An 11,998-nucleotide genomic window follows, 5' to 3' on the forward strand; every position below is an offset into this window, starting at 1 on the left:
GGCGAGCGCTTGAATTGAGGCCTAATTAGCCCTGTATCCTGGCATATGAATGCAATTGCCCTATGGCATTATTTGACACTATGCAGTGTTGTGCGCTTGCTGTGCGTCATGTCTTGCATCACATATTGCCGCATGGATTGCACGCTTGGCGCGCGCAAGGTGCAGCGCCAGCTGGCCTGCTAGAATCGGCATGGCAGCCGTGTTGCGCACACTTGCGCGCGCAATCATTTTCATCAGGAGTCACACATGTTCCAATTGTTTGGTTTTGGCGGCGCCCGCTGTCCGCGCTGCGAGCATAAGAACGGCGCGGCCGCCTGCTATTGCGCGCAATGCGGCTTGTCACTGGGCGCTCCCGACAGCGATGCGGTGCTGCATGCCAATCAATGGCATCTTGCTGATGGGCAACTGGCTCTATTTTTTGGCGTGCGCGAGTTGTCCTCGCTGTTCGGCAATGCAGCGCGCCGCTTGCAGGTGCCCGCCGAGTCGCGCGCCTGGATCGTGCAGTCGGACGCTTTCACCCTGGTACCGGTTGGCAGCTATGACAGCGCCGCCTTCTTTGCCCGACTGCCGGCGCTGTTGCCGGCGCGTCCGGCCGAAGTGCTGATCGCGCGCGCCGATGCTGTGAGCCTGGAATTCGACTTGCCTGGCCTGGCCAGCGCGGAGTTGCTGAACGTCACCGCGTCCCTGCGCGTCGATATCGGGCTGGGCCAGTCCGATGCGTTCGCGCGCCAGTTCATGCGTGCGCCAGGCGCCGTCACGCGCGCGCATCTGCACGCCTTGCTGCTGCCATCGGTGCGCCAGATTGTGCTCGAATTCATCGGCAGCCGGGTGCTGCGCGAGATGGACGCGAATGCCGATTTGCGGCCCGAATTGAACGAACGCCTGCAATCGTCCCTGACCCAGCGCCTGGCGCCTAGCGGCCTGGCCGTGGCGCACGTGGAGACCCTCAGCCTGCGCCACGACAAGCGCGAGAGCGAGGGCAAGGGCGACACTGGTGCCTGCATCGGCACGCTGTGGCTGGGCGGCTTGGCGTCGCAGCAATTGGAACAGCACAGCCTGGAACGCATGCAGCAGCTCGACCAGCTGTATGACGCAGAAGAAAGGCAGCGCATCGGCCGTGAAGAACTGGCGGCGCGCCATGCGCACCGGCGCGCCGAACTGCAACAGGATGCGACGCTGGAAAAGGCGGAGCTGGGGCACCAGGAAGCGGAGCGCCTGCAAGCGCTGCGCGGGCGCCAGATCGACCTGTATGGCCGCATCCTCGAAGCGAAGTCGCGGCGCCAGGCGCTTGAACATGGCGCCGCGCTGGCGCTGGGCGAACTGGAACAGGAGCTGGCACAAAAGGGCGCGCAGCGCGCCGATGAAGCAGCCAACTGGGAACACGTGCGCGCGCTGGCCGCCATCAAGATGCGCAGCGAGCTGGAACTGTCGCAGTTGCATGGGCGCGAACAGCTCCAGTTGGCGCAGCAGCGCTTTACCCATCAAGTGCACTTGCAGTCGATCGCGCAGCAGATCGAAAGCGCGCTGTTGATCGATGACGAGACGGGCCGCCGCACCCAACTGGCGCGCCTGCGCCGGGCGCAAGCGGATGCGGCCCAGCGCGAGGCGCAACTGGAGGCGGAGCAGCACCAAGCCGCCTGGCAGGGGCTGATGCTGGTCAATGCCGCGCGCAAGCGCGAGGCCGAGCGGGTGCAGGAGTGGGAAGACCAGATGCAGCTGGCGCGCCAGCGCGAACTGCTGCGCGCCGAGGCCCACAAGGATGAAGCGGCCCAAGTGCAGGCGGCAGAAATTGCGGAAAAAGTGGCGGCGCTTCGGCGTGGCGGCGCGCGCGAGGATGCCATCGCGCAGCAGGAAAAACTGCTGCGCACCATCGAGGCTGATGGCGTGCATGCGCGCCAACTGCAGCAGCAGTCGCAGCTGGCGCAGCGCGACGCATTGGCCATCGAGGAGCAGCGCCAGCAGCTGCGCCAGCTGGAACAGGAAGCGCAATGGCAGCGCGACTTGCAGGCCATGGCGCAGCAGCGCGAAAGCGATTACGCGCGCTGGAAGGGGGAATACGACGCCCTGCTGGCGCAGCAGGCGCATGCGGCCGAACTGGCGCGCATCGACATCGAGCGCATTGAGAAGATCGGTTCTTTGAGCGACACTGGCAAGGTAGCCATGGCCGCCGGGCAAAATGCGGCCGCGCTGGCGCAAGTGTTGAAGGCGCAGCTGCAGGCGGGCATGAGCGCCGAACAGATCCACGCGCTGGCGGCGCTGGCGGCAGCCGAGAACAGTATCGCGCCGCAGGATGCGATACGCATGGCGCACGATAGCGTGGCGCAGGAGCGCAGCTACCTGGACGGCCAGTTTGAGCGTGAACGGCGCCAGCAGCTCGACCTGATCACGCTGCACAATGCGGCGCATGCGCATGGCCTGTCGGCGCAGGTGCAGCTGGGCGTGGCCGTGGCGCAGGCGCTGCAGCCAGGCGCCGCCAGCGCGGCACCGCTGCGCTGCAAGAACGGGCATGCGCAGCGCGTGGGCCATCCTGAAGATCAATTTTGCGCCGCCTGCGGCGTTGCCCTGCAGCCTTGATGGAAGCGTATCACCCCTGATGATGCAAAAAGCACGAGATAAACTGCGCGAACTGCGCGCCCTGCATGACGATGGGCTGCTCAGCGAGCAAGAATTTGAACGCCGCAAGAACGCCATCCTCGATGCCGAGTACGCGCCGCCGGGCGCCATGCCCGTACCGCTGCCCGTGCGCCAGGGCACGGAACTGGGCTTCATGGCAGGCCAGGAAATCGGCCCGCAAAACCGCCGCTACCGGCTTGAACGCCTGCTTGGCACGGGCGGCATGGGGCAAGTCTGGCAAGCCACTGACCTGGCCACCCACGCGGAGCTGGGCAGCAGCGAAATGGTGGCGCTGAAGATTTTGCCGCCGCAACTGACGCAGAGCGCCACGCACGCCAAGCTGCTGATCGAGGAAGCCACGCAGGCGAGGAAGCTTGCGCATGAAAACATCGTGCGCGTCTACGAATGGGCGCAGGACCCTGCCACGGCCAGTTATTTCATCATCATGGAGTGCCTCGATGGCGAAGACCTCGAGCACTATCTGGGGCGCCAGGGTGCGCTGTCGTTGTCGACGGTGCAGCAATTGCTGCAGCCGGTGGCCGATGCCCTGTCGTATGCGTGGGAAAAGCACAAGCTGGTGCACCGCGACATCAAGCCAGGCAATGTCTTCCTGACCGCGAAAGGCGACATCAAGCTGCTCGATTACGGCATCGCTACACGCGTGCGCAATGCGGGCAGCAGCCTGGGGCTGGAAACGCCGAATGCGGGCACGCACGGGTATCGGGCACCGGAGGCGGGCGCACACCAGCGCCAGCCCAGTCCGCGCCAGGACGTGTATGCAGTGGCGGTGATGATTTACCAGATGCTCGAAGGGCGCATGCCCTTCGACGATGCGCGTGGCGCCAGCCATCTTCCCTCGAAGCCGCAAGCGCTCAACGCGCAACAGTGGCAAGTGCTGCAGAACGGCTTTTCCATGACAGCGCCATTGCGTCCACAATCGGTGCAAGCCTTGCTGGAAGCACTGGAGCGTGCCGTCGGACCATCGCCCGAGGAGCTGGCCGAGCAGGCGCGCCAGCAGCAGGCGCGCGCTGCGCAGCAGCAAAAGGAAGCGGCAGTGGCGGCCGAGCAGGCCCGCGAAGCGGCGCTGAGGGAAGCACGTGCGCGCCAGGAAGAACTGGACCTGCGGCGCAAGGCGGAAATCGAGGCCGCCGCGCTGGAAAAGCAGCGGCAGGATAAACTGCGCCGCGAGCAGGAAGCGCAGCGCCATGTCGAAGCGGAAGAGGCGCGCAAGCTGCGCAAGGAAGCGCTGCGCGGCCAGTTGCGCGCGCGCCGCGAAGCCGATGCCGCCAGCGCCTTGCAGCAGCATCAGCAATTGCAGCGCAAGGCTATCGTCGCCAAGGCGGAGGCGGCGTATCGCGCCGAGCAGGAACGCGCGCGCAGGCAAGAGGCCAGCCGCGCCGTTGCCGCGACTGCCCCGGCGCCGGTGCCGGCACCGGCGCCGGTGCCGGCACCGGCGCCGGCAGCAGAAGCGCAGCACGTGGGGCCGGTGGCCAATGCCGAAGGCATCTTGCGCGATGCTTTCCTCGATGGCGCGGGGCAGGGGCCGGAATTGGTGCTCATTCCCAGCGGTCGCTTTCAGATGGGCGCGCACGAGATGGAGCACAAGGTCGCCATCGAGGCCGGCTCGCAACAGGCTTGGCTGGGGCGCGAGACACCGCAGCACTGGGTTGGCATCGAACGACCGTTTGCGCTGGCGCGCCACCCTGTCAGTGTGGGCGAATGGCGCACCTTTGTGCAGGCGACGCAATGGGTGGGTGGTTCGGAAACGGACTGGGACAATCCCGGTTTCGTGCAGAACGACCAGCATCCGGTGGTCGGCGTAAGCTGGAATGACGCGCAGCTATACCTGGCCTGGCTGAGCGCGCGCACCGGGCGGCATTACCGCCTGCCCAGCGAAGCTGAGTGGGAATACGCTTGCCGCGCCGGCACGCGCACGGCCTTCAACGTGGGCGACACGATCAGCACCGAGCAAGCCAACTACGACGGCCTGTATGTCTATAACGGCGGCCCGCGCGGCGTGTACCGGGGCGGCACCAGCGCGCTGGGCACCTTCGCGCCCAATTCATGGGGCTTGTTCGACATGCATGGCAATGTGTGGGAATGGGTGCAGGACGTGGTGCATGATAATTACGCCGGCGCGCCCGCTGATGGCAGCGCATGGGAAAGCGGTAGCGACAGCAGCCGGCGCGTCCTGCGCGGCGGTTCCTGGCTGTACCATCCGCGCTATCTGCGCTCGGCCCTGCGCAACGGTTTTTCCACCGTGCTGTCGAACGACATCGTGGGCTTTCGCGTGGCGCGCACGCTCGATTAGGGGAGGCATGCCATCATGTTGGCAAGGAAGTGATACTGCTGCATGCTGCATGCTGCATGCATCTTGACGATGCTCGAGTGCGCGTGTTCAAACACCGCCCGCTGTCCATGCTGTCCGTCTGTCTGCCCCTGCGGGCCCCGAGTCGACTGCGCCAAGCGGGCAAACGGTGTACATTGTGGCTTTCCAAACGCCGCGAGGAACGCCATGACCATCACCGCCATCCGCGACCAGTCGCAAGCCATGCGCCACATCGTGCACGTGCGCGACCATATCATTTCCGCCGACGTCTCGGTGGCAGAGGGCGGCGGCGATGCCGGTCCGTCGCCGCACGACCTGTATGACGCGGCCCTGTCGGCCTGCAAGGCGCTCACCGTCGTCTGGTACGCCAAACACAAGGGTATTCCCCTGGAACACGTGGAAGTGTCGACCGAGCGCGATGCCAGCGAAGAGCGCAAGGGCGTGTATCGCCTGGCCGCCACCGTGCATCTGAGCGGTGACTTGAGCGACGCGCAGCGCCAGGAATTGCTGGCCGCAGCCGGCAAATGCCCGCTGCACAAGCTGATGACGGCCGTTACCACCGAAGTGACGACGGTGCTGGCATGAGCGTGGCCATCCTGAAGAGCCATGAAAAGGATCTCGGCGGCGGCTTCGTCGTGCGCCGTCTGCTGCCCTCGGCTGTCAAGCAGGCCGTCGGACCCTTCATTTTCTTTGACCATTTCGGTCCCATCGACGTCGCGCCCGACGCCAACCACGACGTGCGCCCGCATCCGCATATTGGCTTGGCCACCGTCACCTATTTGTTCGAGGGCGCGATCGACCACCGCGACAGCATCGGTTCCTACCAGCGCATCGAACCGGGCGCCATCAACTTGATGACGGCCGGGAGCGGCATCGTGCATTCCGAGCGCACGCCGCACGACCTTGCTGGCCAGCCGCATCGCACGCATGGCTTGCAGCTGTGGGCCGCGCTGCCAAAGGCGCATGAAGAGGATGAGCCGAGTTTCACGCACACGCCGCAGGCCGACATTCCCGTCGTGCCGCTCGATGGCGCTATCGTGAAAGTGTTGATTGGCACGGCCTTTGGTCAGAGCTCGCCCGTGCGCACTTACATGCAGACCTTGTACCTGGACGTGGCGCTGCAGGCGGGCAAGGCGCTGCTGCTGGAGGGCTTGCCGGCGGAAGCGGCGATCTACCCGATCAGCGGACAGATATTGATCGATGGCGTGGCGTTGCTGCCGCACAGCATGGCCTTGCTTGAGGGAGGCGCCGCACCGGTGGTGGTGGCAGGCAGCGGCCCAGTGCAGTTTGTTGTCATCGGCGGCGAGCCGCTCGATAGCCACCGCTTCCTGTTCTGGAACTTCGTCTCATCGAGCAAGGAGCGCTTGGCGCAGGCGGCCGATGACTGGAGCGCCCAGCGCATGGGGCGAGTGCCGGGCGAGACGGAGTTCATTGCGTTGCCGAAGGCGCCGTTGCGTCCTGCAAGCTAGCCCCCTGCAGGGGCGTCTGGCTTGATCACTGCCACCGGCTGGCGTCAACGGGCGTCAGTCGCCCAGGCGCCAGCGCTGCTGCCACTGTTGCAGATCCTCCCAGGCCGCTTGGAGTGCGCCGGCGGACCAGTGCAGCAGGCTGCTGAGCGCCAGCAGGGTGCGCCGCAGGTGGATGCCCTCAAAAAATACGTGATCGGCCACGACGCTGGCGGCCAGCCAGGCGGCCATGATGACGATGAGGTCGTGGCGACCGCTTTTCCACCAGCGCAGCGAGTGGCGGCGGAAAATCCAAGGCACGCCCAGCGGATTGGGCCAGTCGGCCAGCAGATGCATGATGCCGCCGGCGGCAAAGCCAAACAGGGGCGGTGCCCAGAAGTGATGCGGCAATTGCAGGTAGGTGTAGACGAGCAGGGCGATCCAGGCCAGGCCCCAGTGGGTCCAGGTGCGGTGCGTGATCCATAGCCGGTGCGTGCGTGCCCACCAGGCTACTTCCAGCCAGTCCGGCGCCGTGCCGCCGAGTGCTCCCATGACAAAGGCGAGCATGCTCAGCACTTGATAGGGGCCACCGGCGTCAGCGTGTGCGACGAGGGCTGCGGCGATCACGCCGGCCGCCCAACCGGTCGCATGATGCGCTTTGTTGGAAGCCATAGGAAATGTTAAACGTCACGCGGACGCTTTGTGAAATGCGAGGGATATTAACTGGATGAATATACAGTATCCACGGGCGTGAATGGGGAGTATTTGCAGAATATATGGCGATAATTTGTTAAATTATGTGTCGGAGGGTCTTGCCAGGCAGTCCGTCACGCCATGCTGGCCGCGCAAGTGCATTGTGTTCCTGATAAGGTAGTGGCGCAGAGCGCGCGATACTGGAAGCAGTCGGTTGATGGGCGCAGCTATTGCCTTGAAAAGCGTGTGCCTATGGCAGATAGCCGTCAGACGTTTTTTCAGGCGCTGGCGTATGGAGGGGGGGCTATGCGGTCAGTGCGCTGTTGCTATCGCACAGCGCCGCGCCTTCGGTGCGGATGATCCAGCATTCCGGATACGGTTCGCTGGCGAAGCGCTTGTGCCGCGCGAAGCCGCTGAGTTTATCCAGAGCGGTGGCCGGTGCCAGTGCTGTGTCCTTGCCAGTGGCGCTATCGCGGTGCCAGAAACCGCCATTGCGGTGGAATAGTAAGGGCAGGCAGCTCGCTTGCGGCGTGGCCAGGTGGGTGGCCGGCGAGGGCTGGGCTTCCGGCAGCAGCAGGTAAAAACATTCGGCGCGCGCGCCGTGGTCAATGCGGTGCAGGATCACGCCGTGCGCAAGGATGGCCGTCACGCAGAGCACGACGATGCCCTTGATGCTGGCGGACAATTCGATGCGCATGCCCAGGCGCAGGGCGACGGGCTTGTGCTTGCCCGGCCACACGCCGTCGAGCAGCATGCCATAGCGCGACACGTCCTCGATTTCAAAGCCTTGCCCGCTGCGCCGGATGATGGCATGGCGGCCCGACAGGCGGCGCGTCAGGCCATTGTTGTCCTGGCCGTCGGGACCGAAATGGCTGAGCAGTACGTCCGCTTCCGGGTCCACCAGCTCGAAGCGGCCCAACAGGCATTCTTCCAGTGCGAACAGGCGGATTTGGCGTTGTTCGCCCGCTTCCGGCGCCGCATTGACGAGACAGGCGGCCTGGCTCGGGTGAGGATGGCAGTGGCTGGCGGCGGGCAAGTCGACTTCGATCAATTCCTCGTCCCAGGCAATGGTGGTAAAACCCATGTCGATCTTGCCTTGCGGCGCCGACAAGTCGACGTGGGCGATGCCGGCATTGCGCGCCGTCACGTCGAGGTTGCAGCCGTCGCCACCGGTCACGCGGGCGATCGAGGCGTCGTCGGCCATCACGCGCACGTTCTTGTGCGTGCTGAGGAAGATTTGATGAATTTCCGTCAGGGTGGCGTCGCGGCGCGGCACCAGGATGACGAAGGTGCAGACCCATTTCTGCGCCACCGCGCCATCGACGTGGCTATGCACTTCGACTTCGATCTGGTATTGCCCATGTTCCTTGTTGCGCGAGGAGAACTCGACAAACACGGGGCGCCAGTCGCCGCGCGTGGTGCGCACGAAATCATGCTGTACATGGCCGCGCGGGATCAGCTCCGAGCGCAGGCGCAGCGTCAGTTGTGGTGCGCAGGCCGTGCTCATGCCGCGCAATGCCATTTTCAGCGTTTGCCGTCCGCCTGCCGCGCGGGGATCAAAGCCGCTGATGTGCAGATGGGCTTGCGCTGGCTGGTAGGCCGGGAGCGCCGCTGCGGCGGCGGGGGCAGGAGCGGGAGCGGGCCTGAGCGTCGGCGGCGCGGCCGGGGGCGACACGACGCACTTCACGCCTTGCAAGGCAGCGTCATGTGCCCGGGCGTGCGCTAACGCCGTTGCCGATGGTTCGGAACGGGCGTTGCGCAGTGCGGACAACAGGTCATAGCTGCTGGGAGTAGTCGTTGCTTGCGGGTGGTTGCCCGCGCATACTGTATCCCCAGGCAAGACCCAGAACGTACAGTGCGGGTGCTCCGGGTTGCTGCATTTTTTCATGACATTTTGACTCGAATCGAGCGGGGACATATTGCCCTCAGTGTTAGCCAAGAGCTTACGCGCTTTTGCTCCGGCTTGGCAACTTTCGCAGCGCGGAACACGCTCTTTTTAGCCAAATTGATGTCTTTGCTGACACCTCACAACACATGTTGCGGAAACTATTGCATAAAAGAATATTTCATGCATTTATTGACATGCTATTTTAACATGTCATGCATTTTTTCCCGTCACCACGCGCCTGCGACGGCTGCCCATTTCAGTGCCCGCCATCCGAACCTGATGGCGTTTGGTAGTATGCTGGCGCAGCGTTACCTGCGCAACCTTCACACGCCGCCTGACTCCGAAAGATGACCATGCCTGTCCAACGTCCGTTCCAGCTTGCCATAGCCTATGGTGCCACCTTGTGTGTATTCCTGGCCATCGATGCCCTGTGGCTGGGAGTGCTGATGCCCTCCGTGTACGCCGCAGCGTTGGGGCCGCTATTGGCGCAGTCGCCCCGCTGGGCGCCGGCCATCCTGTTTTATCTGCTGTACGTGGCGGGGTTGCTGGTCTTTGCCATCCTGCCTGGCCTGCGCGCGCGCCGTGCGCGCACGGCGGCAGCACTGGGCGCGCTGCTGGGACTGCTTGCTTACGGTACCTACGATTTGAGCAACTATGCCACTTTGCGCGGCTGGCCGCTGGGCTTGACGGTGCTCGACATGGCCTGGGGCAGCGTGTTGTCGGCCGTGTCGGCCACGGCCGGTTATCTGGCAGCTAGCCGCCTGGGCCGCTGAAAGCGGCACCGAAACGCAGCGCCAGCAAGGTGATGTTATCGCTATGCAAGCCTTTTGGTGGTCGCGACAGGAAGTCGTCAAACAAGGCACTGACGGCTTGGGCTGCAGTCTTGCCGGCGCACAAGGCTGGCCAGCGGGCAATGAGGGCCAGCGGATCGTCGCAGGCCCAGAAGCCGTCGCTGGCCAGCACATAGTGGGCGCCGGGGCGCACGCGTAGCACGCGGCGGTCGCCCAGGTGCGCCAGAAAGGATGGCAAGGTGGATGCATCGAGGCCGCGCAGGGGCTTGGCCAGTTGCCAGCTGTCACTGATGGCATTGCCTAAAATAAAAGCCTGCGATATTTGCGGATGGTGCTCGCCATGCACGGCAGCGCGCCAGCGCGCCTCGTCTAGCGCGCCGCGCATGGCGTACGCGGTGGCTGGCACGTGGTCGACGGTGAGGATGTTGGCTAGGCCGTCAACAAGTTCATACAGGCGTGAATCGCCCACGTGATACAGCAGTGGCGCTTCGCCGGGCGGTATTTCCAGCAAGGTCAGGGTGGTGCCTGGCGGACGCGCCTGGGCCGGTGCTGCCCTGGAAAAATTGTCTTGCAAGCGCGTATGCAATTGGTCCAGTCTGGCTGCCAGGCTGGCCGTATCGCCGCAGGCGGGCACGCCCAGCAAGCCTTGCACGGCCGCTTCCGCCGCCTCGCGACCCTGGCCGTGGCCGCCCATGCCATCGAGTACGGCGGCGCGCACATGGCCGCGCGGCCAGCCCGGCACCTGGCAGTGCAATGGCGCCTGCTGCGATAGGCAAACGGCGTGGCCGCTGGCATCGATCAGCAGGAAATTATCCTGGTTCTCGCGCCGTGGCGCCGGGCCGGCACCCACGCTGCTGCCGGCGGCAGCATCGAGCCAGGGACCGAAGTCGAGCGCGTCTTGGATTAAATGCATCGGTTGCTGCGGTCGAGACGGCCAGTAATGTTGATCATAGAACACAGCTTAGCCGAAATTGTGCGTCGGCGATACCTTGCTTATCTAACAAAAATAACAAAAAAACCTGCGGCAGCAGGCTGGCGCAGGTTTTTCATGGTGCAGGTGCGGGGCAGTCCTTAGCGGCGATGGTCCCAACCATGGTCACGCTCGCGTTCATGGTAGTCGCGGCGGCCATGGTCGCGGTAGTGGCCGCGACCCGGCTGTACATAGATGACAGCCGGCGGGCCGTAGTAGCGCGGTGGTGGCGCGTAGTACACTGGCTGCGGCGCCGGGGCGTAGTAGACCGGTCGCGGCCGCGGCTGCGGCGCATAATAGGTTTCGCGGTAGTTGCCGTGATAGCCGCCACGGCTGTCGTAGCGATCGTAGCGGTCGTAGCGGTCATGGCGGTCACGCGTGCTGATGCTGTTGCCGATGGCCGCGCCAAGCACGCCGCCGACGATCGCGCCGTTACCCCCGCCGGTGCTGTTGCCAATGGCTGCTCCGACGACGGCGCCTGCAACGGTATTGAAGTTGCGGTCACCGGCAACTGCGGCCGAAGACGCCACCACCGCCGCTACCATTGCCGCACCCAGCAGTTTTTTGTTTAACATGGCATTTCCTTCCATTGCGGCGAGATCACAATGATCTGCATGGAGTGGACTATAGCTGCTGTCACAAGCTTGTTCCACGTCTAATACAACTCCTTACATTCCCGCCGCGAGGGTAACAAGTCAGGGCATGCGCGCCTGCCATTCGGGCCGAAGCAGGCTGTACATTTTGACATCGCGCATCACGCCATTAATAAAGAATGCCTGGCGCAGCAAGCCTTCCTGGGTAAAACCGTTCTTTTGCGCGATGCGCTCGGAACCGATGTTCAGCGGGTCCATCAGCAGTTCCAGCCGGTGATAGGGATGAGCCTTGAACAGGTAGTCGACCAGCAGGCGCGTCGCTTCGCTGATGTAGCCGCGCCCGTCGCGCTGCCGCTCGAACAGGCGATAGCCGATCTCGCGCGCGGTTGGCGTGCGGCTCTTGAAATGCGTGATCGTGCCGATGATGTGCTGCGCCTTGTCTTCGATGAGGAATAATTCGCTATCCTCGGTGACAAAGCCCGATTGCAGGAAATCGCGCCGCATGGCTTCGGGCGACTTGAACTGCATGGAGAAAAACTCGCCGCGCGAGGGCAGGTCGTTGACGAGCGCAATATAGGTATTGAGGTCGGCGGCCTGCACATGCCGGACGGTGCAGAGGGTTCCCTTGAGCATGGCGGTATCCGGTAGCGATCATGCTCTGCATGGTAATCGACTG

The 11,998-nt window shown here is 64.2% G+C and carries 10 protein-coding genes; 5 read left to right on the forward strand and 5 right to left on the reverse strand.

Annotation, left to right across the window (positions count from 1 at the left end):
- Positions 1–246 precede the first annotated feature (246 nt).
- From ACQ4V8_RS03600 to ACQ4V8_RS03615, 4 genes are all read left to right on the forward strand, one after another.
- Complete coding sequence (locus ACQ4V8_RS03600; protein WP_436570906.1) at positions 247–2,574, forward strand: hypothetical protein; 2,328 nt, start codon at positions 247–249, stop codon at positions 2,572–2,574.
- 19 nt (positions 2,575–2,593) lie between these two features.
- Positions 2,594–4,924: an SUMF1/EgtB/PvdO family nonheme iron enzyme gene (locus tag ACQ4V8_RS03605; RefSeq protein WP_436570907.1), complete on the forward strand. Its 2,331-nt coding sequence runs from the start codon at positions 2,594–2,596 to the stop codon at positions 4,922–4,924.
- Between the two features lie 204 nt (positions 4,925–5,128).
- Complete coding sequence (locus tag ACQ4V8_RS03610) at positions 5,129–5,527, forward strand: OsmC family protein (RefSeq protein ID WP_010399178.1); 399 nt, start codon at positions 5,129–5,131, stop codon at positions 5,525–5,527.
- A complete protein-coding gene (locus tag ACQ4V8_RS03615; protein WP_436570908.1) occupies positions 5,524–6,411 on the forward strand; it encodes a pirin family protein in 888 nt (295 codons plus the stop codon). Before ACQ4V8_RS03610 ends, ACQ4V8_RS03615 begins: the two co-directional genes overlap by 4 nt.
- Before the next feature lie 54 nt (positions 6,412–6,465).
- On the opposite strand, the gene ACQ4V8_RS03620 is transcribed toward ACQ4V8_RS03615, so the two are convergent.
- Positions 6,466–7,059 carry a metal-dependent hydrolase gene (locus tag ACQ4V8_RS03620; RefSeq protein ID WP_070346735.1) on the reverse strand — a complete coding sequence of 198 codons (594 nt, stop codon included), beginning with the start codon at positions 7,057–7,059 and terminating at the stop codon, positions 6,466–6,468.
- 325 nt (positions 7,060–7,384) lie between these two features.
- Positions 7,385–8,968, reverse strand: a complete 1,584-nt coding sequence (locus ACQ4V8_RS03625) for an FHA domain-containing protein (RefSeq protein WP_436570909.1) — start codon at positions 8,966–8,968, stop codon at positions 7,385–7,387.
- 353 nt (positions 8,969–9,321) lie between these two features.
- Here ACQ4V8_RS03625 and ACQ4V8_RS03630 point away from each other — a divergent pair, with 353 nt between their 5' ends.
- Positions 9,322–9,741: a DUF2177 family protein gene (locus ACQ4V8_RS03630; protein WP_010399170.1), complete on the forward strand. Its 420-nt coding sequence runs from the start codon at positions 9,322–9,324 to the stop codon at positions 9,739–9,741.
- Here the strand turns inward: ACQ4V8_RS03630 and ACQ4V8_RS03635 are convergent.
- From ACQ4V8_RS03635 to ACQ4V8_RS03645, 3 genes are all read right to left on the reverse strand, one after another.
- Entirely contained in the window at positions 9,722–10,672 is a 951-nt protein-coding gene (locus ACQ4V8_RS03635) for a PP2C family protein-serine/threonine phosphatase (protein WP_436570910.1), read from the reverse strand. The two genes, ACQ4V8_RS03630 and ACQ4V8_RS03635, sit on opposite strands and share 20 nt — an antisense overlap.
- Before the next feature lie 158 nt (positions 10,673–10,830).
- Positions 10,831–11,304: a glycine zipper 2TM domain-containing protein gene (locus tag ACQ4V8_RS03640; RefSeq protein WP_436570911.1), complete on the reverse strand. Its 474-nt coding sequence runs from the start codon at positions 11,302–11,304 to the stop codon at positions 10,831–10,833.
- Between the two features lie 120 nt (positions 11,305–11,424).
- The gene (locus tag ACQ4V8_RS03645) at positions 11,425–11,955 is read right to left on the reverse strand and encodes a GNAT family N-acetyltransferase (protein ID WP_010399165.1); all 531 of its coding nucleotides are present in this window, start codon (positions 11,953–11,955) and stop codon (positions 11,425–11,427) included.
- Positions 11,956–11,998 lie beyond the last annotated feature (43 nt).

The organism is Janthinobacterium paucivorans, assembly GCF_051380805.1.
Taxonomy (GTDB): domain Bacteria; phylum Pseudomonadota; class Gammaproteobacteria; order Burkholderiales; family Burkholderiaceae_D; genus Janthinobacterium; species Janthinobacterium lividum_D.